The organism is Mycolicibacter hiberniae (assembly GCF_010729485.1).
Lineage (GTDB): Bacteria > Actinomycetota > Actinomycetes > Mycobacteriales > Mycobacteriaceae > Mycobacterium > Mycobacterium hiberniae.
In genome coordinates, this window is record NZ_AP022609.1 from 4,148,334 (window position 1) to 4,174,509 (window position 26,176).

Consider the following 26,176-nt stretch of genomic DNA (forward strand, 5'->3'; position numbering starts at 1 on the left):
CTCAGCATCCGAGCGGGCAACGAACCCCCTGCCCGGCAGGCTCCACCTGCACGGTGGCGTGCGTCAACCCGCGAGCGGCCAGCACGGCGCGCGCGTCGGCCAGCACCCGGCCCGGATCAGCGCTGGTGCCCAGGTGCGCTGTGGCCATGTCCTGCCCCGGAACCAGCGTCCACACGTGCAGATCGTGAACGTCGGTGACACCGTCGATGCCGGCGAGTGCCGCGCGGAGTTCCGCGACGTCGATGTGGCTCGGTGAGGCCTCCGAGAGAATTCGCAGTGCCGCCCCCGCCAGGGCGAACGCGCGCGGCAACACCCACAGCGCGACGAAGACCGCGACCACCACGTCGGCGTAGGGCCACCCGGTGGTGAGGGTGACAACCCCGGCGATCAGCACGCCCACGCTGCCGACGGTGTCGGCCAGCACCTCCATGTACGCGCCGCGCACCGCCAGACTCACCGTGGAGTGGGACCGCAACAGCGCGGCGACCCCGAGGTTGACGACAAGTCCGGCCAGTGCCACCACGATCATCGGCACACCGGGCACATCGGGCGCGGTACCGATGCGGCGGATCGCCTCGGTGAGGATGAACGTCGCCACCCCGATCAGCAGCACCGCGTTGGCGACCGCGGTGAAGACCTCGGCGCGGTGCCAGCCATAGGTGTGCGACGGCGGGGTGCTGCCGCGCCGGGCCAGCATCACCGCCGCCGCCCCCATGAACAGGGCGGCCAGGTCGGTCAGCAGATGGCCGGCGTCAGCCAGCAGCGCCATCGAATTGATCATGATCGCGGTGGTCAGCTCGACGGCGAAGAACGCAGTCAGGATCGCGGCGCCGATGACCATCCGCGACAGTCGGGTGTCGGTGGTGGTGTGCTCGTGACCGGAGCCCATGGGAGGTGAATATAGGCGGGCGGGCCCGCCGCCGGGTGAAGTCGGGTTGCGGCGCGAGGCTGACCCGCGACGCCGGGCCCTGTCAGAACCAGGCGTTCCAGAACTGGGTCAGGCTCAGCCCCCACGAGACCAGCAGCCGCGGCACGGCGAAGAGGTCGAAGAACCACAACACCAGGGCGAAGAACTTCTGGCTCAACGCCGGTGAGGCGAACAGCAGCACCACCAGCGCCAACAGGCCCCACTGTTGGAACGGTGCCACGGCGCGGCGGGTCGCCGGACTTAAGTGCGGCTCCAGCGCGCCGTAGCCGTCCAGCCCCGGCACCGGCAGCAGATTGAGCACCAGCGCGGTCACCTGCAGGAAGCCCAGAAACGCCACCCCGGACCAGAACACCGGATAAGCGGGGTCGTAGAACGCGCGCGTGACGCCCAGCAGCCCCACCGCGAGCACCAGGTTGGCCGCCGGGCCCGCCAGGCTGACCAGGGTGCGCCGCCGCGGCGTCATCGCCGAGGTCTGCACGTAAACGGCCCCGCCCGGCAGCCCGATCCCGCCCAGCGCGATGACCAGCAGGGGCAGCACCAGTGAGAGGCCGGGATGGGTGTAACGCAAAGGGTTGAGGGTCAGATAGCCGCGCATTTCCGCACCACGGTCGCCGAACCGCCAGGCGGTGTAGGCGTGGCCGAATTCGTGCAGGCACAGCGAGACCAGCCACCCGGCGATGACGAGCACGAACACCCCGGCGTAGGCCAGCGGCCCGATCTTTTCGCCCGCCCGCCAGGCGAGTGCGCCGCCGACGGCGGCCAGCGCCACCAGACCCAGGAACACCGGGCTGGGCCGGACCGCCCGGCCGCGCAGGGGTTGCACGTTCACCGCCCGAACCTATCGACTTTGCCGGAGCTTCGCTGGCCCGGCCCGCGCGGTCATCGCACGAGCAGCCAGTCCTCGATGTGGCGGTAGAAGGTGGATCGCTTCACGGTACGGCTGCCACAGACCCCGTCGCGTACCACCAGCGCGCCGGTGGTGCCCAGCTGCGCCGCCCGGCCCGCCACCCAGCGCCGTGCCCGGCGGCGCCGGGGCAGCACCGCGGCGCGCACACCCGGGCCGGTGCCGGTCGGCTCGATCACCACCCCGGCGACATCCCCGTCGAACAGGGCGGTGTCATCGACGATGCCCTCCCCGTGCAGCACCTGGGCGCCGTCCACCGGCAGCCAGCGGGCGGTGCCCACCAGGACGGTCCCGGCGTCGTCACGGACCAGCGGCACCGGATGGGCGGCGCCCCGCAGGGCCCTCCGCGCGGCCCGCCATCCCGCCGGCAGCCGGTAGGCCGCGGTGGCCGGTGTCCGGCCTCTGGGCGCATAACCCACCTCGACGTCGAGCCGGTCGGTGCGCAGCAGCCGGGTCGCCAGGCACGCCAGGTCGGCGTCGGCGCCGACGACCACCAGCCGGCGGTACCGGTCGATGGCCGCGTCGAAATCCTCGCGTCCGCTACCGTCGCCGAACCGCACGGTGGGCAGCCCCCGCAAGGGGCGCGGCAGCGGCCGTCCGTCGAACACTAAGACGGCGGTTTGCGGCGCCGTCACAGGCGCTCCGTGCCCTTAGTGGCGTTCAACACGCTCCTCGTGAATCGCTTCAGATAGGCTCAGTCCCCGGCTGGACCACAGTAAGCCAAGACAGTTAGCGAGAAATCCATGCCGGCAATCGTCGTCATCGGCGCCCAATGGGGTGACGAGGGCAAAGGGAAAGCGACCGACCTACTCGGCGAACGAGTGCAGTGGGTGGTGCGCTACCAGGGCGGCAACAACGCCGGCCACACCGTGGTTCTGCCCACCGGGGAGAACTTCGCACTGCACCTGATCCCCTCCGGGGTGTTGTCGCCGCACGTCACCAACGTGATCGGCAACGGTGTGGTGGTCGATCCGGGTGTGCTGCTCGAGGAGCTGGCGGGCTTGGAGGGTCGCGGTGTCGACACCTCCCGGCTGCTGATCTCCGCGGATGCGCACCTGCTGATGCCCTACCACGTCGCCATCGACAAGGTGACCGAGCGCTACATGGGCAGCAAGAAGATCGGCACCACCGGTCGCGGCATCGGCCCCTGCTACCAGGACAAGATCGCCCGGATCGGGATCCGGGTCGCCGACGTGCTCGACCAGGAGTCGCTGGCCGCCAAGATCGAAGCCGCCCTGGACTTCAAGAACCAGGTGCTGGTCAAGATCTACAACCGCAAGGCGCTGGAGCCCGAGCAGGTCCTTGAAGATCTGCTGGAGCAGGCCGAGGGTTTCAAGCACCGGATCGCCGACACCAGCCTGCTGCTGGGCGCCGCGCTGGACCGGGGCGAGAACGTGCTGCTGGAAGGCTCGCAGGGCACCTTGCTCGACGTCGACCACGGCACCTACCCCTACGTGACGTCGAGCAACCCGACCGCGGGCGGGGCAGCCGTGGGTTCAGGTGTCGGGCCGACGCGCATCACCACGGTGCTGGGCATCCTCAAGGCCTACACCACCCGGGTCGGTTCGGGGCCGTTCCCCACCGAGCTGTTCGACGCGCACGGCGAGTACCTGTCCAAGACCGGCGGCGAAGTCGGGGTGACCACTGGGCGCCGGCGCCGGTGCGGCTGGTTCGACGCGGTGATCGCCCGCTACGCCACCCGGGTCAACGGCATCACCGATTACTTCCTGACCAAACTCGATGTGCTCTCCAGCTTGGAGACGGTCCCGGTCTGCGTCGGCTACACCGTGGACGGCAAACGCACCGACGAGCTGCCGATGACGCAGGAGGAGTTCGCCCGCGCCGAGCCGGTCTACGAGGAACTGCCTGGCTGGTGGGAGGACATCTCCGCGGCCCGCACGTTCGAGGAGTTGCCCGCCAACGCACGCGACTACGTCTCGCGGGTCGAGGAGATCGCCGGTGCGCAGATCTCCTGCATCGGGGTCGGTCCCGGACGGGAACAGACCATCGTGCGCCGCGACGTCGTCAGGGATCGTGCGTGAGCGAGCCCCAGCCAGAGGATCTCGACCCCGACTACGCCACCCACGGGGGCTTCCCCGACCACGCGGTGGTCGACCCGAGCCCGGGTTTCGTCCGGTTCCTGACCACCATGCGGCGCCTGCAGGATCTGGCGGTGTCCACCGACCCCGACGACAGCACCTGGGACGACGCCGCTGATCGTGCCGAGGCATTGGTGGGGTTGTTGGAGCGGTTTCCGGCGCCCGAGGGTGTGGCCCCGGCCGGGCGGGCGCCTTCCCTGGAGGGCATGGGCAGCCTGTTGATGCCGCCGTGGCGGATCAGCCGGTTCGACCCCGATGGCGTCTCGATGTCCGGGTCGTTCAGCCGCTTCCACGTCGGCGGCAACTCCGCGGTGCACGGCGGTGTGCTGCCGCTGCTGTTCGACTGGTTGTTCGGGATGGTGGTGCATGCCGCGAACCGGCCGATCAGCCGGACAGCGTTCCTGCATGTCGATTACCGCAAGGTCACACCGATCGACACCCGGCTGTTCGCGCACGGCCGCATCGAGAGGGCCGAAGGGCGCAAGGCGTTCATCGGTGCCGAACTCACCGACGCCGACGGCACCGTGCTGGCCGAGGGGCAGGGGCTGATGGTGCGGCTGCTGCCGGGGCAGCCGTAGCGATGCGGCGCGCTCGGCTCTAGCGCCGGGCGCTGCGTTGCGGACCGCTGAGCGTCATCGCCGCGAACAGCGTCAGCAGCGACGCTGCCGGCACGGTGTTGGCGATGCTGTCGCGGACCCGGATATGCGCGCCGACGGCAAGGACGAAGTACAGCGTCAACGCGGCGGTGGTCAGCCGTGCCAGCCGCGGAAACCGGTGCACCGACAGCAGCCCGACCGCCGCAGCGGCCTTGACGACCGGCAGGATCGGTCTGATCTCCTGCGGGCATCCGACGGTGTCGAGTGCTGTCGTGATGAACGGTGCCGGGATGGCGCACAGCGCCGCGTCGGCGGCTTGCAGTGCGGCCAGGCCCGTGTAGGTCTTCGGTGACGTCAGCACACTCATGGAACCGACTCTAGGCCTGGGCGGTAAGGCCCGGCACCCCTGCGCGCAGCAAACAACCGGTCCGTTCCCCCGGGTTCGCCGGCGCTGCAGCACCGTGAGCGTTCCCCCTATCCTGGAGCGGCATGCAACATTGCCGGGGAGGGGTGGCGGTGACGAGCGAGGCGGGCGAGATCGTGACCGAGCGGCTGGCCGCGGACGGTCCCAGCCGCACCAGGGTGGCGTTGCTCGGGTCCGGTGATCTCAGCCGTGAACTGGTGCGGGCGCTGCAGCGCCTGGGTGCCGAGGTGATCGCCGTCGACCGCTACGCCGACGCCCCGCTGCACGGGGTTGTCGATCGTACGGTGGTGGTCGACCTGGGCGACAACGACGAACTGGCGGCGGCCATCCGGTGGCTGCAGCCGAAATATGTGGTGGCGGGCTCCGAGGTGGTGGCCACCGACGCGCTGACCGCCGCCGTCGACACCGGCTTCACCCAGCTGGTGCCGGGCATCCGCGGGGCCCGGCTGGCCGCAGACCCCGAGTTGATGCGGCGGCTGGCCTCCGAGGAACTGGGGCTGCCCACCGCGCCCTTCTGGTTTGTCGGATCGGTTGAGGAACTGCGGGCGGTGGCCGAGCAGGCCGGCTACCCGATGTCGGTCAAACCGGTGGGCGGGGCGCTCGGGGAGGGCCGCTCGGTGATGGTCCGCGACAGCGATATCGAGCCGGCCTGGCAGCGTGCCGTGGCGGCCTGCGCCCCGGACATACCGCCGCGGGTGTTGGCCGAGACGGTGGTGGAGGTCGACAGCGAGGTCATACTGCTGGCGGTGCTCCGCGACGGCCACGACGGACCCGCCCTGGACTTCTGCGCACCGATCGGTCATCGCAGCATCGAGGAGCCGAACGGGCAGCTGACGGTGGAGTTCTGGCAGCCGCACCCGATGAGCTCCGTGGCCCTGGATGCGGCCAAGTCGATCACCGCGCGGGTCGCCCGGGCGCTGGGCGGCCGCGGCCTGTTCGGGGTGGAGCTGCTGGTACACGGCGACGAGGTGTACTTCGGCGGGGTCACGGTGCGCCCCTACGACGCTGCGCTGCTGACCTTGCGCACCCAGCGGCTCTCCGGTTTCGAGCTGCAGGCGCGCGGGATCTTGGGCATGGCGACCGACACCATCATGGTCTCGCCCGGCGCCGCCCGGCTGATCTACTCTCGCCGCGGCGCCGGCACCGGGGCCGTCACCACTTCGGACAGCGTGGCGGTGGTCGCCGATGCACTCAGCGTGACCGAAAGTGACGTTGTGGTGTTCGGTCACCATGAAGGCCACCCCCGCCGCCGGCTGGGCTTGGCGCTTGCCACCGGGCCAGACGTCGCGGTCGCGCGCGACCGCGCGGCGCGGGTGGCCACCGTGCTGGGCACGCTCTGGCCCTGACCCCCCGTGGCGGGAAACCGCCCCAGGTGCGACACTTCCGCAGGTGAGCTACGCAGGAGATATCACGCCCGAGCAGGCCTGGGAGATACTGCGCGACGACCCGGCGGCGACGCTCATCGACGTGCGGACCGACGCCGAATGGCGCTTCGTCGGGCTGCCCGACCTGTCCGCGCTGGGCCGCGAGGTGCTCTGTATCGAGTGGGTCCACTCCGACGGCACACCCAACCGCGACTTCTCCCGCCAACTGGCGGCCCGGGTCGCCGGCGGGCCCGCGATCTTCCTGTGTCGCTCCGGCAACCGCTCCATCGGGGCCGCTGAGACGGGTACCGCGCTGGGGCTGACCCCGTCCTACAACGTGCTCGACGGTTTCGAAGGCCACCTCGACGAGCACGCTCACCGGGGCGGAACCGGCTGGAGGGCGGTCGGGCTGCCCTGGACGCAGTCATGAGCGAGCCTGGCCCCGCCCGCTCGGTCCGGCGGCCCAAACCGCTTCCCGAGGGTGTCAGTGCGGCGACCATCGGCGTGCGCGGCGGCCTGCTGCGAACGCAGTTCGAGGAGACCGCCGAGGGATTGTTCCTCACCTCGGGGTATGTCTATGAGTCTGCGGCCGCTGCCGAGCAGGCATTCACCGGCGAAGTGGACCGCTTCGTCTACTCCCGCTACGGCAACCCGACGGTGTCGATGTTCGAGGAGCGGCTGCGCCTGATCGAGGGGGCGCCGGCGGCCTTCGCCACCGCCAGTGGCATGGCGGCGGTGTTCGTGGCGCTGGGCGCGCTGCTGAAGGCCGGTGATCGTCTGGTGGCCGCGCGCAGCCTGTTCGGGTCCTGCTTTGTGGTCTGCAACGAGATTCTGCCCCGCTGGGGGGTCGAGACCGTCTTCGTCGACGGCGAGGATCTGGCGCAGTGGGAGCAGGCGTTGTCGGTGCCCACCGATGCGGTGTTCTTCGAGACGCCGTCCAATCCGATGCAGTCTCTGGTGGACATCGCCGCGGTCACCGAGCTGGCTCATGCCGCCGGCGCGAAAGTGGTGCTGGACAACGTGTTCGCCACGCCGCTACTGCAGCAGGGGTTCCCGCTGGGGGTGGACGTCGTGGTGTATTCGGGCACCAAACACCTCGACGGGCAGGGTCGGGTCCTGGGTGGGGCGATCCTGGGCGACCAGGACTACATCGACGGCCCCGTGCAGACCCTGATGCGTCATACCGGCCCGGCGCTGAGCGCCTTCAACGCCTGGGTCCTGTTGAAAGGCCTTGAAACGCTGGCTGTTCGGGTCGACTACGCGAACTCTGCGGCGCTGAAGATCGCGCAGTTCCTGGAACAGCATCCGGCGGTGCGCTGGGTGCGTTACCCGTTCTTGGCGTCGCACCCGCAGTACGAGCTGGCGCGCAAGCAGATGTCGGGCGGCGGCACCGTCATCACTTTTGAGCTCGACAGTCCTGACAGTGCTGCCAAGCAGCGGGCCTTCGAGTTGTTGGACAAGCTGAAGCTGATCGACATCTCCAACAACCTGGGCGACGTGAAGTCCTTGATCACCCACCCGGCAACCACCACCCACCGGGCCATGGGCCCGCAGGGGCGTGCCGCGATCGGACTCGGCGACGGGGTGGTGCGGATCTCGGTGGGCCTGGAAGGCACCGACGACCTGATCGCCGACCTCGATCAGGCGCTGGGATAGCGGGGCTGCTCAGTCGCCTTCGACGACGCCGGTGGCGTGCTGCGCGCGATCCTCGTAGGCCTTGCGGGCCGCGGTGTCGAACTGCAGGAAGACGGTGTCGTTGTGGGTCTTCTTGTTCAGCCAGCGACGGCCCCGGTCCGGCAGCAGGCTGGCCAGGATCGAGACGCGACGCCCGAACCCGGGCACCGAGAGCAGGGTCCGGGGCTTGTCGAGCACCTTGACGACACCGGCGGCGATGTCTTCGGGCTCCACCGGCTTCTGGGCGCCAGAGGGCGTGGTGCCCGAAATCAATTCGGTGTTGGTGAAGGTCGGCAGCACGGCGGAGACCTTGACGCCCTGCGGGGCGAACTCGTCGGACATCGCGGTGCTGAGCCCCACCACCGCGAACTTGGTTCCGGCGTAGAGCACCTGACCGGGCACCGCCACGATGCCGGCCAGCGAGGCGATGTTGATGATGTGGCCGCTGCGCCGCTTGATCATTTCCGGCAGCACCAGCTGGCAGCCGTTGAGCACGCCGTAGAAGTTGACCTCGGTCGCCGAGCGGATGGACTCCGGTGACTGCTCCAGGAACGGGCCCACCGGCATGACGCCGGCATTGTTGATCAGCACGTCGATGTGGCCGTCGCCGTCGGCGCGGGCCTTGTCCAGGAAGGTCGAGAAGGATTCGCGGTCGGTCACGTCGAGCGGGTGGCCGCTGACCTGGCCGCTGGCACTGAGTCGCTTGACGGCGTGCTCGAGGACCGCGACGTCGCGGTCGCCGATGACGACGCGGGCGCCCCTGGCGAGCAGGGCCGTGGCAGTGGCCAGCCCGATACCCCGGGCGGCACCGGTGATAGCAATGGTCTTACCGCGAATGTTATCCACGGCGACAAACTTAACACGTGTCAAGTTCGGTTGTCGACGGCAGGGGATGGTAATGGGACCGCCGGTCAGCGGAAAGCGGAAAGACCGGTGAACGCCTGGCCCAGGACCAGCTGGTGCATCTCCGGAGTGCCCTCGTAGGTCAGCACCGACTCCAGGTTGACCATGTGCCGAATCACCGGATATTCCAGGGATATCCCGTTGCCGCCCAGAATGGTCCGCGCGGTACGACAGATCTCCAGCGCGGTCCGCGTGTTGTTGAGCTTGCCGAAGCTGACCTGCTCGGGCCGCAGCCCGGCGCTGTCCTTGAGCCGGCCCAGGTGCAGGGACAGCAGTTGCCCCTTGTGCAGCTCGAGGGCCATGTCGACGAGCTTGGCCTGGGTGAGCTGGAAGCCGGCGATCGGTTTGCCGAACTGGGTGCGCTGGGTGGCGTAGTCGCGGGCCGCCTGCCAGGCCGAGCGTGCCGCGCCCATCGCACCCCAGATGATCCCGTACCGCGCCTCGGACAGGCTGGCCAACGCTCCCTTGACGCCGCGCGCCCCGGGAAGCAACGCCTCCGCCGGCAGGCGCACGTCGTCCAGCACCAGCTCACTGGTGATCGACGCGCGCAGCGACAGCTTGTGGTGGATGGTGTTGGAGGTGAAGCCGGGGGAGTCGGTGGGCACGATGAAGCCGCGGATGCCCTCGTCGGTGGCCGCCCACACCACCGCCACGTCGGCGATCGAGCCGTTGGTGATCCACATCTTGCGGCCGTTGAGGATCCAGTCGGACCCGTCCCGCCTGGCCCGGGTGGTCATGGCCGCCGGATCGGAGCCGACGTCGGGCTCGGTCAGCCCGAAGCAGCCGATCAGCTCACCGGCCGCCATCCCCGGCAACCACTGCTGCTTCTGTTCTTCGGAGCCGTTGTTGTAGATCGAGTACATCGCCAGGGAGCCCTGCACGCTCACCAGCGAACGCAGGCCGGAGTCGGCGGCCTCCAGCTCCACGCAGGCCAGGCCGTAGTGCACCGCCGATGACCCGCCGCAGCCGTAACCGTTCAGGTGCATGCCCAGCAGCCCGAGCTTGCCGAACTCCCGGGCCAGTTCGCGGGCCGGCAGGTCGCCGATCTCGAACCAGTCGCCCACATGCGGCAAGACGTGCTCGGCGCAGAACTTGGCGACGGTGTCGCGCAGCGCGATTTCGTCGTCGGAGAGCAGGGTGTCCAGGCTCAGCGGATCGATCGGATCGAAAGGCGCGACGCTGCCGGTTGCCATCCGTTCATCCTGCCACCTGTTCGGCGGCGTGGATCAGGTCAGCTTGGGCTGTCGGAGCCTGCGCTGGGTGTCCCGGGCGCGCCCGGGGTTCCGTCGGCCCCGCCGGTCCCGCCGGTGCCGCCCGCCGCACCGGTCACACCATCGGGCTCGCCGTCGGCGCCGTTGCCGCCGGGTCCGCCGTTGCCGTCGCCCTTCGGGCCGATCTGGCCGCCGGTGCCGCCGGCGCCGCCCGCGCCGCCAGCCCCACCGGGGCCGGTCTCGGTGGCGTGTGCGCCGTTACCGCCGTTGCCGCCGGCACCCCCGTCGCCGCCATCGGCCGCCGAATTGCCAAGGCCGCCGTCGCCGCCGGCGCCACCGGTGCCGCCGGCACCTCCCGGCTGGGTGGTGGAGTCAGTCGAGTCGTCGCCCGGCGTCGTGTGGTTCCGGCCGCTGAGGCCGGCGTCTCCGCCGGTCCCGCCGGCCCCGCCGGTGCCGCCGTCCAGCCCAGCGCCGCCGTTTCCGCCGGCACCGCCCTGCGCGGTGGTGCTCACGCCGCCGGTGCCGCCGGTGCCGCCGGTGCTGCCGCTACCGATTCCGGCACCCCCGTTGCCGCCGGTGCCGCCGGCGACGCCGCCGCCGATGGCAGGCAGGAGGCCGCCCTTGGCGCCGGCGCCGCCGGTGCCTCCGGTCCCGCCGTCGATTCCGGCGCCCCCGGTGCCGCCCTGGCCGCCGGCGGACTGGACACCGGCACCGCCGGCACCACCATTGCCGCCGGTACCGGCGTTACCAGCACCGCCACCGCCGCCACCGCCGCCACCACCCGTGCCGAGCGGCGGCGGGGTGCCGCCGTTGGCGATATTGCCGAGTCCGTCGAAGAAGCCACCGATCCCGGCGGCGCCGCTGCCGCCGGCACCGCCCTGGCCGACAACTCCGCCGTTGCTGCCGCCCCCGGCCCCACCTGTTCCGCCGTTGCCGCCGGTGCCGTTGAAGAAAGAACCCGCGCCGCCGGCGCCGCCCGCGCCGCCGTACCCGGCGGCTGCACCGCCGGTGCCGTCTCCGCCCGTCCCGCCGTTTCCGCCGTTGCCTCCGTCGCCGGAGAACAGGCCGGCCGATGCGCCGTTTCCGCCGTTTCCGCCGTTGCCGGCGAGAGCGTCGGTGCCGCTGGCGCCGCCACCGTCACCGCCGCGGCCACCAGTCCCCGGCATACCCGAGCTGCCCAGCAGGCTGCCGCCGCTGCCGTCGCCGCCATGCCCGCCGTCACCGGCGTGCCCGCCGGCGCCGCTGGCGTTGCCGCCGGTTCCGCCGGCACCGCCATCAGCGCCGGTGCCCCCGAAAGCCGAGGTCAGTGCGGCCAGCGGATTTCCAGCCAGCCCGGGCAGTCCGGTGAGCTCGTCGAGCCGGGCTTGCACTTCCTCCGGCGATCTGCCGGACATGACCGAGAGTTGGGTGAGGGCGGCACCCAACTGGTCGGGCGAGCCGAAGACGCTGCCGAGCGAACCGGCATTGCCGCCGGCACCGCCGTCGCCCGCGGTGCCGCCGGTACCGGTGCTGGCGCCGCCCGTTCCTCCGGCGCCGCCGGTGCCGGCGCTACCACCGCTGACCACTCCGCCCAGTCCGCCGCCACCCCCGTCGCCGCCCGCGCCGCCGACGCTGTTGGCGCCCGTGACCGCGCCGCCGGACCCGCCGGTGCCGCCGGTCCCGCCCTGTCCGCCGAACAGGAATCCGCCGATGCCCCCGAAGCCCCCGTCGCCGCCCGCGCCTGCCGTGCTGCCGGCGCCATCGGCGGCTCCGCCGGCACCACCGTTACCGCCTGCCCCGCCGCTTCCGCCGAAGATCGCGAGGGTGGTGCCGCCCTGCCCGCCGATGCCGCCGGCTCCTGCGGTGGCCAGGTCGCCGTTGACGGCGCCACCGGCGCCGCCCTGGCCTCCGGTGGCGCCGGTGCCCCCGAACAGTGCGAAGGTGCCGCCGCCCAGGCCGCCGTTGCCGCCCGCGCCGGCCACCTCGGTGGCATCGCCGCCGGTGCCACCATCACCGCCAGCCCCGCCGACGATCCCGCCGTATCGTGCCCACGACAAGCCGCCGTCGCCGCCGGTGCCCCCCGCGCCGCCGGTCAGGCCGCTACCACCGGCGCCGCCGGTGCCCCCGGCGCCGCCGATCTTGAACAGCCGGGCCCCGATCGCCGGCCTCGAGCCGTCGGCGACCGGGCCGTTCGGGCCGGCGGTGCCCCCCTCGCCGCCGCGGCCGCCGGCCCCGCCTGCGCCGTCCAGCGCGTCGCCGCCGGTGCCGCCGTTGCCGCCGACGCCGCCGAAGGAGAACCACTTCCCGACCGCGTCGCCGCCGTCGCCGCCGTCGCCGCCGTTGGCCCCGGCCAGACCCGCGCCACCCTCGCCGCCGGCACCGCCGAAGCCGATCAGCGTTCCGCTGGTGCCGCCGTCGCCGCCGTCGGCGCCGTCGCCACCGATCCCGCCGGCCCCGCCGTTCCCGAACCAGCCGGCCGCGCCGCCGTCGCCGCCGGCTATCCCGGCGATGTCGGAGTCATATCCCGCGCCGCCGTCGCCGAACAACCAGCCGCCGGTGCCGCCGTCGGGGTCGATCTCGGTGCCGTCGACGCCGTTGCAGATCAGTCCGCACACCGTGTCGGAGGAAAACAGTGGGTTGATCAGATCGCCGAGCTGCTGCCCGAACGAGCTGGACATCCAGTCCTGCATGCCGGTGTGCACCTGCAGATAGATGCTCTGGGCGAAGTCGTCGAGGCTGAAGGCGGCGAAGCTGTAGTCGGCCGCGCCCAGACCGTCGAACCAGCTCGAGAGATCCCCAAAGCCCAGGGCGCCCGGCTCGAACACCGCGCTGCCGACATCGCCGAAGCTGCTGGAGTCCGACCAGTTGGCCGGTTCGAACCAGTAACTCGGGTCGAGGAGATCTTCCAAGTCGGCGTTGGCGGTGGGTACCCACACCAGCGGGCTCAGCCCCAGGGCCAGCACGGCCGCCGGCACCCCCATGGCGAGTCCCCGGCGGCGGTGGGCGATCTTGCGTCGACGCGACATAATGGCCTCTCAATGGGGGCGGTCGCGGCGGCAACACCGAACCGGATCAGTTGTGATCCGGAATTTACCGTAACTTAAGTAATTTCGCAGTGCGCTGACTGGCCGGCGTTGGTCAATGCAAAGGGTGACGGAGTCCCAAGCGGCACCGCCGGGCAAAGCCGCCATTCCTTTTATTGATCACCGTGACTTTTTGATGCCGCCAATCGTCGCTCTGCGACAACCGGATCGCAGCCGCGGCATCGGCTGTCGGAAAACGCGAATGGTGTGCCGCGAGCGCATCGGCGCCTGGTTGTGATGGGCGTCTCAATTGCGCGCTGCACCAAGGGAAATGGGCGATTCTGCGCGCGCGATGACCATCCGGATGACGGAAAGTGAACGGAATTTGAACATTGCCGTCGGAGGGGCTTCAGGGGTCGCCTGACCGGGCGGGAAACGGCTACGTTCTTCCACGCCCGGCGCAGCATCGCCGGCGCGCAGAAGTCAGGAAGGACGTCGCGGATGAGCAGTCCCCGCCGGGGTGGATCGGGCCGCGGGAGAGCGGTGCGTGCCCGGATATCGGCGACCGTGATGTCCGCGGGACTGTGGCTGCTGGCCGCACCGACGGCGCAGGCCGACTTCGACGACATGCTGGACACCCTGTTCGGCGTGGCCGGCGCAGACCCTGCCCTCGTGGCCAACCTGCCCGACGCACCGCTGGACTTCCGTACTTCCGACGCCGACCCGCTGGCCCAGCTCGAAGAGGTGCTACGCCGCGCACCCGCTGACTCCGACGCTCCCGGCGACACCACCCGGCCGGGGGACTCGCCTGCGACCGACGATTCCGGCGATCCGCCGAGCCTGCCGAAATTCAACATGCCCGGCGCCGGCAGCGGCGGCAGCGGGGGCTCCGGCGGTGGTGGGGGCGGCCCCAGTAACCCGGCGCCCGCCCACAGCAAGACCAAGACGAACGCCAGCGCCGCCAAGCACAGCGCCCCCCTGCCCAAAGAAACCGGCGCCGAGTAGGAGGTCGGCTGCGGCGCTGAGCCGCGCGATGGCAGTCTGAACCGGTGCCAGGTTCGATCTGCGACATCCTGCCGTCCGCGGCAGCTCTGCTGGGCGTTCCCGGCGCGACCGACACGCTCGGTCTGCGCGAGCCTGTCGGCGACGTGCAACGGGTGGCGGTGGTGCTCGTCGATGGGCTGGGTTATCACCTGTTGCCGCAGCTGGCCAGGGATGCGCCGTTGCTGTCCGCGGTGCTGGCCGGCTCCACCGGCCACCTGATCGAACTGCGCAGTACCTTTCCCTCCACCACGCCCACCAGCCTGGTCTCCCTGGGTACCGGCGTATCGCCGGGCGAGCACGGCGTGCTGGGCTTCACCGTCAACATTCCCGGGACCGAGCAGGTGCTGACGCACATCTACTGGGGGGACGAGCCGTCACCGGCGCTCTGGCAGCCCGTACCCACCTGGTTCGAGCGACTGCGCGCCGCCGGGGTGAGTGCCCGCGCAGTGCTGCCGGAGATGTTCATCGGCAGCGGTTTGACCGAGTCCGCTTATCGGGGCGCAGAGTTTCGTCCGGTGGCCAAAGGCCAGCCCTACGTGCAGCGGTTCGTCGAGGCGCTCGATTCCCCGGGACTGGTCTACGGCTACACCGCCGCGCTCGACCACGCCGCACACGTGTCGGGGATCGGCTCATCGCACTGGCATGCCGCAGCCGCCAAGGTCGATGCGCTGCTGGGGCATCTGCTCGAGGAGCTGCCCGGCGATACCGTGCTGATGGTCACCGCCGACCACGGCGGCATCAACGTGCCCGATGCGGCGCGCCTCGACCTCGATGCCGACCCGGCGCTGCGTGCCGGGATCCGGATGGTCGCCGGTGAGCCGCGGGTGCGCTACCTGCACACCGAACCCGGTGCCACGGCCGACGTGCTGGCGGCCTGGACCGAGCGGCTGGCGGGCCGGGCGTCGGTGCAGACCCGCGAGCAGGCGGTGGCCTCTGGGGTTTTCGGGCCGGTCCGCGACGAGCACTTAGCGCGCATCGGCGACATCGTGGTGACCTGCACCGGCGACAACGCGATTCTGGCGACCGCGCACGAGCCGCCGCAGGCGGCACAACTGGTCGGCTTCCACGGCGGGTTGGCGCCGGAGGAGACGGCGATACCCCTGATCGTCTTCTCCCGTTGACTCTGCGCCCACCAGGCAGTCCACTCGCACTTCTACCCGGTACACGCAGAGTCAGCGGGTGGCGCGGTTACTCAGAGTCGCCGTACTCGTCGAACCAGTGGGCCAGCTTGCCGCGCCGGCTGACTGCCCGCAGCCGGCGTTCGGCCGACACGCGGGTCTTGGTGGTGGTGACGATCAGCAGTTCATCGCCGACAGTGATACGGGTGTCGGGTTGGGGCACGAAGGTGTCGCCGTTGCGGATGATCAAGGTGATGACGCTCGGATCGGGCAGCCGCAACTCGAGCACCGAGACGTTGTGCAACTTCGAGCCGGGCTGCACCGTCATCGTCAACAGCTCCGCCTCCAGGACGTCCAGCGGCGCGGCCTCCACCTGGATCTCCCGGGTGCTGTCGCGCGAGATCAGGTGCAGCCAATGCGCGACCAGTCCCAGGCTGGGACCCTGCACCACGGTGTAGACCACGACCAGGATGAAGACGATGTTGAGCAGGCGATAACTGTCCGGGACGCCCTCCACGATGGGGAAAGTGGCGAGCACGATCGGCACCGCGCCGCGCAGGCCTGCCCAGGACAGGAAGATCTGCTCACGCCACGGCACCCGGAACCAGATCAGCGAAGCCACCACCGACAACGGCCGGCTCAACAGCAGTAGCACCGCCCCGACGATCAGCCCCGGCACCAGCTCCCCGGACAACTGGCTGGGGCTGACCAACAGCCCGAGCAACACGAACAGCCCGATCTGCGCCAGCCAGCCCAGGCCCTCGGCGAACGAGCGGATGGCCGCCCGGTGCGGCAGGCCGGAGTTCGCCAGCACCACGCCGGACAGGTATGCCGCGATGAAACCGCTGGCATGCGCCGAGGAGGCCGCGGCGAACGCCACCATCGCCAGCCCGAACGTCGCCAAGGGGTACAGACCGGACGCCGGCAGCGCAGCACGGCGCAGCATCATCGCGCCGAGCAGCCCGGCGATCAGGCCGATAGCCGAGCCGGCCACCAGCTCATAGAACACGCTGCCGACGGCGTGGACCGGGTCGATCACCAGTGGGGTGGTGCTCAGCATCAGCACCACGATCGCCGCCGGCGCGTCGTTGAAACCGGACTCGGCTTCCAACAGGCCGGCCACTCGCCGTGGCAGCGGCAGCACGCGCAGGATGGAGAACACGGCGGCGGCGTCGGTGGGCGACACGATCGCGCCGAGCAGGAAGGACAGCTGCCAACTGAGACCCAGGAGCAGGTGCGCGGCCACCGCGATCACTGCCATGCTGACCGCGACGCCGACGGTGGCCAGCACGGCCGCCGGCGCCAACAATCGGCGGATGTTGGCGAAGCGGGTCGTCAGACCGCCTTCGACCAGGATCACCGCCAGCGCGGTGGTGCCCAGGTCGCTGGCCAGTTGCACATCGGAGAAGTCCAGGCCCAGGCCGTCGTTTCCGATCGCCACCCCGACGAACAGGAACAGCAACAGGCTGGGCAATCCGACCCGATCAGCCGCGCGGGTGGCGATGATGCTGGCCAGCAATACCAAGCCCCCGATCAGCAGAGCTATGTAGAGCTGTTCCAGGCTCATCTGCTCCCCGTTCGGGCTGTTGGTGGCGGTCGGACCCGCCGGTGTGATTCGCTCAGGGGCAGCGGGTTCGTGTTAGGTGTCAGTAAATCAGTACCTCTGTCACAACCGTGTTACGCCCGTAATGGCCGGGGCCAGCCCGGGGACGAGGGGAGTCAGCATGCGCATCGGGATCGCCGGCGCCGGCGCGGTCGGGCGATCGGTCGCCAGAGAGTTGATCGGTGACGGCCACCGGGTGCTGCTGATCGAGCGCAACCCCGATCACTACCGGCCCAGCACCGTCCCGGAGGCAGAGTGGCTGCTGGCCGACGCCTGCGAGCTGAGCTCGCTGCGGGAATGCGGCATCGAGATGTGCGATGTGGTGATCGCTGCCACCGGTGACGACAAGGCCAACCTGGCCACGGCGTTGCTGGCCAAGGCGGAGTTCGGGGTGGCGCGGGTGGTGGCTCGGGTCAACAACGCCCGCAACGAGTCCCTGTTCACCGAGGAGTGGGGTATCGACGTCGCGGTCTCCACCCCGCGGGCGATGGTCGCCGCGGTGGAGGGCGCCATCGACGTCGGTCATCTGGTGCCGTTGATGGCCTTGCAGCGCGGTCAGGCCAGCCTGACGAAACTGACGCTGCCCGACGACAACCCGCTGATCGGCCGGCGGGTCTGCGATATCGAGCTGCCCGAGGGCGCGGCCCTGGTCGTGGTGCAGCGGGGCGACCGGGTGATCCTGCCGCGCGCGACCGATGAGCTGCAGGCTGGAGACGAGATGCTGTTCGCCGCGGCGACCGGGACCGACGACGAGGTGCGTGCGGTGGTGCACGGTGTGCCCGCCGGCAGAAGGTCGTATTGACGCCATGCCGCTGCGGCCGGCACCCGTCAGCGCGACGCCCACCGGGCGCGACGACGCCGGGAGCCTTGCCGGCGATGCCGGGGTCATGGCCACGGTAGTGGCGGCCGCGCGGGCCGCGGCGGTGTCGCGCGGCCTGATCAACGACCCCTTCGCGGCCCCGCTGATGCACAAGGTGGGCCTGCAGTTCTGCATTCGGATGGCCGACGGCGACCTGGACATCAGCGGGCTGGGCAAAGACGGCGGGTTTCCCCGGCTCGCGGAGTTCTCCGCGGCGCGAACCCACTACTTCGACGTGTTCTTCACCGACGCGGCCCGCGGCGGCATCCGCCAGGCGGTGATCTTGGGGGCGGGGCTGGACACCCGTGCCTACCGGCTGTGGTGGCCACCGGAGACCACCGTTTACGAGGTCGACCATCCGCATGTCGTGGACTTCAAGACCGCCACGATGCGCACCTGGGGCGCCACCCCCAGCGTCGACCGCCGGGCCGTGGGGGTGGACCTGCGCGGTGACTGGCCGCAGGCGCTGCGGCGGGTGGGCTTCGACGTTGCCGCGCCCACGGTGTGGGTCCTCGAGGGACTGCTGGTCTGGCAGCTGGCCTCGGATGCGCAGAACCGATTGCTCGACGGTGTGACCGAACTCAGTGCCGCGGGCAGCAGGCTCGCGGCCGATCACGCGGTGCCCCCGAGCCGGCCCCAGGCGGTGCACCAGCAGTCCCTCGTCGACGGGTGGCGACGACGCGGCCTGAGCGTCACCGGGCCGGGACCCATCTACTCCGGAGAGCACACCGACGTGGTGCGGCATCTCACCGAAAGTGGCTGGACTACCAGCGATTCCGGCATAGCGCAGGTGTTCGCGGCGGCGCGGTTGCCCCGGCTTTCCGAGCGTGAGCTCGATGGCGCACTCGCGGCCATCCGCTACCTTGCGGCCAGCCGGAACTGACCGGCCGGCGTCATCCCGCCATGAATTCCGCGTAGGCCGAAGCCAATTCGGGCGGAAGTGCCGTGGTGTTGCATTGACGCTGGGTCTCCCCGATCGGTGCCAGAATCCCCCGCAGTTCGAAGTACTCCTGGGGGTGAGCGGTGAAGTAGTTGCGGATGTCGGCGGCGGCCTGCGGCCGAGGCAATCCGACGGCGTGGTTCACCACGGCGCCGGCTCCGGGGTGGGTGGCCAAATACTGCTGGGCTGAACCGGTGACCGCGTTCACCGTGTTGGACACCCCAGCCGGACTGCAGTCCGGCGTTGCCACAGCCGTTGGGGCGCCGACCACGGCGGCAACGGTAGCGCCGCAGAGTCCGGCTCCCAAAGAGAATCGGCGAATCCTGGTGAGGCCGTGTGCTTTCGGCATGAAGGCTTCCTTCCGGGTTGTGAGTGCGATTCCCGTCCGAAGCCCAACGTACGCGCGGCCCACGGCGGCGCCGTGCGTCCCGACGCGCCCCGATCCCAGGTGACCGCGGGCGTTTGCGGCAGATGTCGGCGATTTCGTCCCAAGCACCCGCAGGTGCGGAGACCGACGCTAAGACCCGTTCTTAATGTCCGTGGTCGGCGCTTATCCGATTGTGACCTTAAAGTTTGCCCGCCCGGGCGATCGCGGCCTCGGCGGCCTCCTGGATGGGCCCGTGCCAGACATCGCCGTGGCCGGGCGCCAGGATCTCGGTCTCCAGCAGCGCCAGCGCACTGAGGCTGCGAACACTGTCCTGCTGGCTGTAGCTGAACAGCGCGGGCAACAGCTGCGGTCCGGAGTGGGCCAGGACCGGGTGACCGGTGATCAGGGCGTCCCCGCTGGCCAAGACACCGTCGACCAGATACGAGCAATGCCCTCGGGTGTGCCCGGGGGTGGGGATGGCGATCGGCTTTCCCGGCAATTCGGCGGCGACCTCACCGGTCAGCGGTTGCGCCGACGGAATCCCCTCGCGGCTCAGGCCGCCGCTGCGCACCACGTGCGCGGTCCACAGCGCCCAGCTCGGCCGCCACAGGCGCGCACCCAGCGCCAACGGCGAGACCTGCTCCAGGTACTCGCGTTTGGCGTGGCCGACCTCCTCGGCGTGACAGTAGACCGGGGTGCCGTACGTTTTCGCCAGCCAGACCGCCGCACCGAAATGATCGACGTGGGCGTGGGTGAGCAACACCGCACGCACATCGCCGGGCGCAAAGCCCAGCGCACCCAGCGACGCCAGCACATCGGTGCGATCGCCGGGGTAGCCGGCGTCGATCAGCATCACGCCGGTGTCGTCGGCGACCAGCAGCCAATTGACGGCTTCGCCGCGGGCCACATGCACGTGCTCGGTCACCGGAACAAGTTCGACGAGCTTCTCACCCATGCCCGTGAGTTTAGAAAGGGGACGGGAGAGTAGAAAAGGTGGAATGGCGCAACTGAAACTCGGGTACAAGGCATCGGCGGAACAGTTCGGACCTCGCGAACTGGTGGAACTGGGCGTAGCCGCCGAAGCGCACGGCATGGACAGTGCCACCGTCAGCGACCATTTCCAGCCCTGGCGTCACGAGGGCGGGCACGCCCCCTTCTCGTTGGCGTGGATGACCGCGGTCGGCGAGCGCACGCACAAAATCCAGTTGGGCACCTCGGTGCTGACCCCGACGTTCCGGTACAACCCCGCCGTCGTCGCGCAGGCGTTCGCGACGATGAGCTGCCTGTATCCGCAGCGCATCTTTCTCGGTGTCGGAACCGGCGAGGCCTTGAACGAGATCGCCACCGGCTTCACCGGCGAGTGGCCCGAGTTCAAGGAGCGGTTCGGGCGGCTGCGCGAGTCGGTGCGGCTGATGCGCGAACTGTGGCGCGGCGACCGGGTGGATTTCGACGGCGACTACTACAAGCTCAAGGGCGCCTCGATCTACGACGTGCCCGAGGGCGGGGTCCCGGTCTACATCGCGGCCGGTGGGCCGGCGGTGGCCAAGTATGCGGGGCGCGCCGGCGACGGCTTCATCTGCACCTCGGGCAAGGGCGCGGAGCTCTACACCGACAAGCTGATGCCGGCGGTGCTGGAAGGCGCAGCGGCCGCCGAGCGCGACGCCGACGCGATCGACAAGATGATCGAGATCAAGATCTCCTACGACCCGGACCCCGAACTGGCGTTGAACAACACGCGGTTCTGGGCGCCGTTGTCGCTGAGCGCCGAACAGAAGCACTCCATCGACGACCCGATCGAGATGGAGAAGGCCGCCGACGCGCTGCCGATCGAGCAGATCGCCAAGCGCTGGATCGTGGCCTCAGACCCCGACGATGCCGTGGAACAGGTCGGCCAGTATGTGAAGTGGGGACTCAATCACCTGGTCTTCCACGCGCCCGGCCACGACCAACGGCGCTTCCTGGAACTGTTCGCCACCGATCTCGAGCCGCGGCTGCGCCGGCTGGCCTGAGGCCACGCCCTCAGGCGTAGCCGCACCCGGGATCGGCCGCGTCCTCGAACAGCGGGGCGCCGATCGGCAACAGATAGACCGCCTGCATCACCACCGGGGTGGAGCCCAGGTTGCGGCCGATGTGTGCGTGCGCCGGCCCGCCGGGCTCGGTGATGGGGTCGCCGGGACCGTAGACGCCGTCGAGGCTGCAGTCGGCGCGGTTGTGGGTCAACGTGCCCTGCCGGACCACCCCGAACACGGTGCCGTCGTGCCAGTGCCAGCCGGTGCTGCCGCCGGGTTCGATGGTGATCTCGCGCAGCAGGTAGTCGCGGCCGTCGACCGTGGTGTGCGACAGGGTCACCCCGTTGGTCTGGTCGCTGGGCGTGGCGGTGGCGCTCGGCGGCAGCGCGGCCGAGGACACGGCGGCCGCCACGAGCGCCGATAACGCGGAAACTTCCCGAAGCCGGCTGCTCATGGCCAGTTATCGTTTCACACCGGCGGGCGAGCTAGAACGTGCTCATGGGCCGCACCGCGTTCGCGGTGTCGACCAGCCGATAGCGATGCTCCTGGGTGGGCGCCAGCCGGGCCAGGGCACGCAGCGCCATCTCCACCCCGAGCCGCAGCCCGTGCTCGGTGAACGGGAATCCGAGGATGTGGTTGGTGCTGGCCTCGTGTTCGGTCAGCCAGTCCATGGCCGCGCCCAGGACCAGCGCCCGGATCTGCAGCACGCGCGGTTCGGTGTCCGGCAATGCCTCGACCCGGCGTGCGGCATCGCGGATCTGTGCCTCGGTGATCTCGCTGGACGACCGTCCCGACAGCAGCGTCACCGCACTGGTCAACCGCGCAGTGGTGAAATGTCTTGAGGTGGCCGGAACTTCGTCAAGGGTGCGAACCGCCGCGGTCCGGTCGCCCTCCACAGACAGGGCGCGCGCCAAACCGAAGGCGGCGGAGATGACGCTGTCGTCGGTGCGCCACACCGCCTCATAGAAGCCGCGCTCGTCTTCGGTCCCGGCCAGCTCGGCGGTGGCGGCCAGGGCCATCTTGGGTGCCAGCTCGCCGGGGAACATGTCGAGCACCTCGGTGAAATCCTTGCGGGCTGCCTCGTAGTCCCCGGTGAGCAGCTCGGCCACCCCGCGGAACCACACCAGCCGCCATTGCCACCCCACCTGCTCGGCCAGTTCGTCGAGCTTGCTGGTGGCTTTGGTGACGTTGCCCAGATCGAGCAGGGCGCGCACCTCCATCAACGGCAGTCCGGCGGACGCCGACAAGTCGATACCCTCGGAGTCCAGCGAACTGTTCCGCACGGCGCGCAGCGACTCCAGCGTCTGCACCGGCTCGCTGAGCTCCATCGACGACAACAGCGGGGCGGCGACGTCCCCTGGGTCGATCAGCGGCACCTGCAACGCGGTGACGATCTCGCGTGCGGTCAGGTTCTGGGAGTGCACGTGCCCGTCGAGGTAGACGTCGGTGTGCGCCACCAGCAGATGCACGCCGAAGGTGGACCGGGAACGGGTGAACACGGTGGAAAGCCCCGGACGGGGTGTACCGGTGTCGCGGGCGACCACCTCGCGCAGCACGCCCATCAGCTGCGCGGACATCTCCTCTGCGGAGGTGAACCGCCGGCGCGGGTCGGGATCGATGGCGCGGCGCAGCAGCCGCCGGTAGGAGTCGTACTTCTTCAAGACGGGGTCGTCGTCGGGCAGGCCGTCGACGTAGCGGCCGTCGCGGGTGCGCAGCTTGAGGGTGAGCGCGGCCAGGGTCCGGCCCACGGTGTAGATGTCGGTGGCCACGGTGGGCCCGGTGCGGACGATGTCGGGCGCCTGGAAGCCCGGGGTGCCGTAGAGGTAGCCGAACGAGTTGATGCGTGCCACCGCGCCGAGGTCGATCAGCTTCAGCTGCTCGGCCGTCAACACGATGTTCTCCGGCTTGAGGTCGTTGTAGGTCAACCCCAGCGAGTGCAGGTATCCCAGCGCGGGAAGGATTTCCAGCATGTAAGCGATGGCCTGCGCGACCGGCAGCCGGGTATCGCGGCGCTGTTTGAGCGACTGCCCGCCGACGTATTCCATCACGATGTAGCCGACCGGATCGCCGTGGGAATCCGGGTGCTGGACGAAGTTGAAGATCTTGACGATCGAGGGATGGGTGACCGCGGCGAGGAACTGCCGCTCGGCCATCGCGATGGCCTGGGCTTCGGCGTCGCCGGAATGCACCAGGCCCTTGAGCACCACCGGGCGCTCGTTGACGTTGTGGTCGACCGCCAGATACACCCACCCCAGACCACCGTGGGCCACGCAGCCCTTGATCTCGTATTGTCCGGCCACCATGTCGCCCGGTTTCAGCTGCGGCAAAAAGGAGTACGGACTTCCGCAGTGCGGGCACCAACCTTCCGCGGCGCCCTTGGCCGCACCGGTGGACCGGCCCACCGGCCGGCCGCAGTTCCAGCAGAAGCGCTTGGACTCGGCGACCTCGGGATCGACCATGAGCGCCGCAAGCGGATCGATCTCGGGAACGCGGGGGATCTCCACCAGGCCACCGCCCAACCGGCGTCGCGGCGCGACGGTGCGCACCACCGTCTGGTGCGAATCGCCGGAGCCCGGGGTGTTCGAACCCTCCCGGGGACGGAAGATCGCCTGGGTCGACATCGGCCGGCGCACCGACGACGACTCGGCCAGCACCTCCGCTCGCTGGGTGGCCGGGCCGTCGTCGTCGGCCTCGGCATCGCCGCGGTGTGCGTCGTCGTGGTCGCGGGCGGTCATCAGTCCGAATACCTCGGGGCAGGGGGCACCGGGGCCGGCCCGAGCACCGTCAACCACTTGCGGTACAGGGTGTTCCAGGTCCCGTCGCGGCGGATTCGCTCCAGCGTGCCGTTGACGAAGCGCACCAGCCCGGTGTTGTCCAGCTTGATCCCGATGCCGTAGGGCTCCTCGTCCATGGACGGCCCGACGATGTGCAGGTAGGGGTCCTGCGCCATCAGACCAGCCAGGATGGAGTCATCGGTGCTGACGGCGTCGACCTGGCGCTGTTGCAGCGCCACCAGGCAGTCGGCCCAGTTCACCACCGAAACGATGATCGGCGCCGGTGCGATGTCGCGGATGCGGCGCAGCGAGGTGGTGCCCTGCGCCACACAGACCCGCTTGCCCGACAGGTCCGAGGCCTGGCGGATCGCGGAGTCGCGCGGCACCAGCAGACGCTGGTTGGCGACCAGATACACCGTCGAGAAGTTCACCAGTTCCCGGCGGCGGCAGGTGATACTCATGGTCTTGACCACGATATCGACCTCGGATTTCTGCAGCGCCGCAATCCGTTCGGCCGACGCCAGGATTCGGTACTCGACTTGCGTCGGTGTACCGAAGATGTCGCGGGCCACCTCGCCGGCGATGTCGACGTCGAAGCCGGTGATCTCCCCGGTGATCGGATCGCGGAAGCTGAACAGGTTGCTGCCGATGTCCAGGCCGACCACCAGCCGGCCGCGCTGACGGATCTTGGCCACCGCCGCATCGGCTTCGGCCTTGGTATGGAAGGGCCGCAGGCTGGCGGTGGCGTCGCAGTCCTCGGTGCGCGGCTCCGGCGGGCGCGGCGCCTCGGGCGCCAGTTCCTCCATGCCGGCCGGGGTGGGCGGCGGCAACGTGGGCATCGCCGTCGCGGTCACGAACTCGGTGCGCCCGCAGGCGGTGAGGCCGGACAACACCAACGCCGTGCTCAGCGCGGCGAGCAGGAAACGGGGCCGACGGCGGATCATCATCTGTACTCGTTCAGTCGAGGCCACAACCCGAGCGCGACCGCGATCGCGGCGCCCATGCTGAGCACCGCGCCCCCCACCGGGGCCACCGACAGTACCCGACGGGCGTTGAGGACATCGCCACGCAGCTGGTTGCGGCTGTGCTGCAGTGCCTTGTCCAGCGCCGCGTCGAGCTGGTCGAACGCCGGTGTCGAGTCGTCGCCGCTGCCGCCCAGCGCCACCTGGGTGGCGGCCCGGTAGTTGCCGACGCCGATGTAGGCGTTCATCCGGTCGTTGGCCTGGCGCCAGCGCGCCAGCAGCTGCCCGGCGTTGGCCAAATCCGCCTTGTCCACGGCGTCGGCGCGCTCCAGGTAGGACTCCAGCTGCTGCTGCATGGTGTCGATGCGCTGGTAGAAAGTCTGCTTGCGGGTCTCCTCGTCACCGCGCCGGATCAGTGACAGCGTCTCGTCGGCGCGCGCCTGCTGCGCGGTGATCGCCAGGTTGGTGATCGCCTTGAGCGATTCGGCCCCGGTGTCTTTGGCATTGCGGCTGCCCGCGGTGGAGATCACCAGCACCGTGCCGACCCAGATGATCATGAGCAGGATCGCCAGGCCGCCGGCGACCAGGCCGGGGTTGATCCGGCGCCGGGTGTGCCGGGCCAGCCAGCGGTGGGCGAAAGCCCCGAACAGCACGGTGGTCGCCACCACCAGGATCACCGGGGCCGGCACCCGCGTGGACGCCGTGGTCTGCTGATCCACCGCCGCCGAGGTCGCCTGGTAGAGACGCTGGGCGTCGGGAAGGATGGTGTGCTGCATCAGCTCGGAGGCTTCCGACAGGTAGGAGGAACCGACCGGATCGCCGGATCGATTGTTGGTCCGCGCCGTCTCGATCAGGCCGGTGTATACGGCCAGCTGCGCGTTGATCCGGCCGAGCAGTAGCAGCAGCGGCTCGTCGTCGAGGCCCCCCGAAGCCCGGGTCACCGCCACCGCCGCGGCGGTGATGGCCTGTTCATAGCGCTCCCGCACCGCCCGCGGCTCACCCTGGGCGATGAACGCGGTGGCCGCCGCGGCGTCGGCAACCGACAGGGTGGTGTAGAGCTGCCCGGCGGCGTACGCCAACGGCTCGGTGTGGTTGAGCACTGTGGTCAGGGTGTTCTGCCGGTTGTTGATGGTGGTGGCGGTGGCGAAGGCGCTGATTCCGCCGAGGGCGGCGAGGATGAGTCCGATGGCCAGAATGCGTCCGGGTGTGGTGGTGAAGAACCACCAGCGGGGTCGGGCCGGTTCGTTGGGCGACCGCGACCCCGCCGGCTCGGTTGACGGGTGCGCCAACTCAACGGTCACGTCTGATCGGACTCCATCTCTGCGGCTGCTCGCGGCACCAACGATAGTAAAAGGATTCTAAGAGCGCAGGCGGTGTCCGCGGGGACTCTCGATG

At 70.1% G+C, this 26,176-nt stretch carries 24 protein-coding genes; 10 read left to right on the plus strand and 14 right to left on the minus strand.

Annotated features, from left to right (window positions below):
* Window position 1: 1 nt before the first annotated feature.
* The 3 genes from G6N14_RS19335 to G6N14_RS19345 all read right to left on the minus strand — a co-directional run bounded on the left by G6N14_RS19335 (window position 2) and on the right by G6N14_RS19345 (window position 2,467).
* On the minus strand, window positions 2-889 hold the full coding sequence (locus G6N14_RS19335; RefSeq protein ID WP_085136428.1) for a cation diffusion facilitator family transporter: 888 nt from the start codon (window positions 887-889) through the stop codon (window positions 2-4).
* Between the two features lie 82 nt (window positions 890-971).
* The gene (locus G6N14_RS19340) at window positions 972-1,757 is read right to left on the minus strand and encodes a site-2 protease family protein (RefSeq protein ID WP_085136429.1); all 786 of its coding nucleotides are present in this window, start codon (window positions 1,755-1,757) and stop codon (window positions 972-974) included.
* Between the two features lie 50 nt (window positions 1,758-1,807).
* The gene (locus G6N14_RS19345; RefSeq protein WP_085136430.1) at window positions 1,808-2,467 is read right to left on the minus strand and encodes a peptidase M50; all 660 of its coding nucleotides are present in this window, start codon (window positions 2,465-2,467) and stop codon (window positions 1,808-1,810) included.
* Window positions 2,468-2,575: 108 nt separating this feature from the next.
* Here G6N14_RS19345 and G6N14_RS19350 point away from each other — a divergent pair, with 108 nt between their 5' ends.
* On the plus strand, window positions 2,576-3,874 hold the full coding sequence (locus G6N14_RS19350; RefSeq protein ID WP_085136431.1) for an adenylosuccinate synthase: 1,299 nt from the start codon (window positions 2,576-2,578) through the stop codon (window positions 3,872-3,874).
* Window positions 3,871-4,509: a PaaI family thioesterase gene (locus G6N14_RS19355; protein WP_085136432.1), complete on the plus strand. Its 639-nt coding sequence runs from the start codon at window positions 3,871-3,873 to the stop codon at window positions 4,507-4,509. Before G6N14_RS19350 ends, G6N14_RS19355 begins: the two co-directional genes overlap by 4 nt.
* 19 nt (window positions 4,510-4,528) lie before the next feature.
* Here the strand turns inward: G6N14_RS19355 and G6N14_RS19360 are convergent, their stop codons facing one another.
* Window positions 4,529-4,894 carry a DoxX family protein gene (locus G6N14_RS19360; RefSeq protein WP_085126911.1) on the minus strand — a complete coding sequence of 122 codons (366 nt, stop codon included), beginning with the start codon at window positions 4,892-4,894 and terminating at the stop codon, window positions 4,529-4,531.
* Between the two features lie 149 nt (window positions 4,895-5,043).
* Between G6N14_RS19360 and purT the strand changes: the two genes are divergently transcribed.
* Genes purT through G6N14_RS19375 form a run of 3 tightly spaced genes read left to right on the plus strand, consistent with a single transcriptional unit; the run spans window position 5,044 to window position 7,971 of the window.
* On the plus strand, window positions 5,044-6,297 hold the full coding sequence (gene purT / locus G6N14_RS19365; protein WP_234808967.1) for a formate-dependent phosphoribosylglycinamide formyltransferase: 1,254 nt from the start codon (window positions 5,044-5,046) through the stop codon (window positions 6,295-6,297).
* A 43-nt stretch (window positions 6,298-6,340) separates the two neighbouring features.
* Entirely contained in the window at window positions 6,341-6,745 is a 405-nt protein-coding gene (locus G6N14_RS19370) for a rhodanese-like domain-containing protein (RefSeq protein WP_085136434.1), read from the plus strand.
* Window positions 6,742-7,971: an O-succinylhomoserine sulfhydrylase gene (locus G6N14_RS19375; protein ID WP_085136435.1), complete on the plus strand. Its 1,230-nt coding sequence runs from the start codon at window positions 6,742-6,744 to the stop codon at window positions 7,969-7,971. Before G6N14_RS19370 ends, G6N14_RS19375 begins: the two co-directional genes overlap by 4 nt.
* Before the next feature lie 9 nt (window positions 7,972-7,980).
* On the opposite strand, the gene G6N14_RS19380 is transcribed toward G6N14_RS19375, so the two are convergent.
* The 3 genes from G6N14_RS19380 to G6N14_RS19390 form a co-directional block, all read right to left on the minus strand.
* Window positions 7,981-8,835, minus strand: a complete 855-nt coding sequence (locus tag G6N14_RS19380) for an SDR family oxidoreductase (protein WP_085136436.1) — start codon at window positions 8,833-8,835, stop codon at window positions 7,981-7,983.
* Between the two features lie 65 nt (window positions 8,836-8,900).
* The gene (locus G6N14_RS19385) at window positions 8,901-10,085 is read right to left on the minus strand and encodes an acyl-CoA dehydrogenase family protein (protein WP_085136437.1); all 1,185 of its coding nucleotides are present in this window, start codon (window positions 10,083-10,085) and stop codon (window positions 8,901-8,903) included.
* A gap of 38 nt (window positions 10,086-10,123) precedes the next feature.
* Window positions 10,124-13,108, minus strand: coding sequence for a PGRS repeat-containing protein (locus tag G6N14_RS19390; protein WP_133054935.1), 2,985 nt, complete (start codon window positions 13,106-13,108; stop codon window positions 10,124-10,126).
* A gap of 498 nt (window positions 13,109-13,606) precedes the next feature.
* On the opposite strand from G6N14_RS19390, the gene G6N14_RS20675 reads away from it, so the two are divergent.
* Together G6N14_RS20675 and G6N14_RS19400 are read left to right on the plus strand one after the other, a co-directional pair.
* A complete protein-coding gene (locus G6N14_RS20675; RefSeq protein ID WP_179960855.1) occupies window positions 13,607-14,110 on the plus strand; it encodes a hypothetical protein in 504 nt (167 codons plus the stop codon).
* 44 nt (window positions 14,111-14,154) lie between these two features.
* Window positions 14,155-15,270, plus strand: coding sequence for an alkaline phosphatase family protein (locus G6N14_RS19400; protein ID WP_085136440.1), 1,116 nt, complete (start codon window positions 14,155-14,157; stop codon window positions 15,268-15,270).
* Window positions 15,271-15,337: 67 nt separating this feature from the next.
* Here G6N14_RS19400 and G6N14_RS19405 read toward each other — a convergent pair whose 3' ends face one another.
* Window positions 15,338-16,834, minus strand: coding sequence for a potassium/proton antiporter (locus tag G6N14_RS19405; protein WP_085136441.1), 1,497 nt, complete (start codon window positions 16,832-16,834; stop codon window positions 15,338-15,340).
* Between the two features lie 157 nt (window positions 16,835-16,991).
* Here G6N14_RS19405 and G6N14_RS19410 point away from each other — a divergent pair, with 157 nt between their 5' ends.
* Both G6N14_RS19410 and G6N14_RS19415 read left to right on the plus strand, forming a co-directional pair.
* Window positions 16,992-17,672, plus strand: coding sequence for a potassium channel family protein (locus tag G6N14_RS19410; protein WP_085126895.1), 681 nt, complete (start codon window positions 16,992-16,994; stop codon window positions 17,670-17,672).
* Between the two features lie 4 nt (window positions 17,673-17,676).
* Complete coding sequence (locus tag G6N14_RS19415) at window positions 17,677-18,612, plus strand: SAM-dependent methyltransferase (protein ID WP_085136442.1); 936 nt, start codon at window positions 17,677-17,679, stop codon at window positions 18,610-18,612.
* A gap of 10 nt (window positions 18,613-18,622) precedes the next feature.
* On the opposite strand, the gene G6N14_RS19420 is transcribed toward G6N14_RS19415, so the two are convergent.
* A complete protein-coding gene (locus tag G6N14_RS19420) occupies window positions 18,623-19,018 on the minus strand; it encodes a heme-binding protein (protein WP_085136443.1) in 396 nt (131 codons plus the stop codon).
* 217 nt (window positions 19,019-19,235) lie between these two features.
* Window positions 19,236-19,991, minus strand: a complete 756-nt coding sequence (locus G6N14_RS19425; RefSeq protein ID WP_085136444.1) for an MBL fold metallo-hydrolase — start codon at window positions 19,989-19,991, stop codon at window positions 19,236-19,238.
* Between the two features lie 43 nt (window positions 19,992-20,034).
* Here G6N14_RS19425 and fgd point away from each other — a divergent pair, with 43 nt between their 5' ends.
* Window positions 20,035-21,045, plus strand: coding sequence for a glucose-6-phosphate dehydrogenase (coenzyme-F420) (gene fgd / locus G6N14_RS19430; protein ID WP_046319696.1), 1,011 nt, complete (start codon window positions 20,035-20,037; stop codon window positions 21,043-21,045).
* Between the two features lie 10 nt (window positions 21,046-21,055).
* Here fgd and G6N14_RS19435 read toward each other — a convergent pair whose 3' ends face one another.
* Genes G6N14_RS19435 through glnX form a run of 4 tightly spaced genes read right to left on the minus strand, consistent with a single transcriptional unit; the run spans window position 21,056 to window position 26,082 of the window.
* Window positions 21,056-21,499, minus strand: coding sequence for a cupin domain-containing protein (locus G6N14_RS19435; protein WP_085136445.1), 444 nt, complete (start codon window positions 21,497-21,499; stop codon window positions 21,056-21,058).
* Window positions 21,500-21,530: 31 nt separating this feature from the next.
* The gene (locus tag G6N14_RS19440; RefSeq protein WP_085136730.1) at window positions 21,531-23,780 is read right to left on the minus strand and encodes a serine/threonine-protein kinase PknG; all 2,250 of its coding nucleotides are present in this window, start codon (window positions 23,778-23,780) and stop codon (window positions 21,531-21,533) included.
* Complete coding sequence (locus tag G6N14_RS19445; protein WP_109559869.1) at window positions 23,780-24,766, minus strand: glutamate ABC transporter substrate-binding protein; 987 nt, start codon at window positions 24,764-24,766, stop codon at window positions 23,780-23,782. Before G6N14_RS19445 ends, G6N14_RS19440 begins: the two co-directional genes overlap by 1 nt.
* On the minus strand, window positions 24,763-26,082 hold the full coding sequence (gene glnX, locus G6N14_RS19450; RefSeq protein ID WP_085126886.1) for a protein kinase G-activating protein GlnX: 1,320 nt from the start codon (window positions 26,080-26,082) through the stop codon (window positions 24,763-24,765). The genes G6N14_RS19445 and glnX overlap by 4 nt, the downstream gene beginning before the upstream one ends.
* Window positions 26,083-26,176 lie beyond the last annotated feature (94 nt).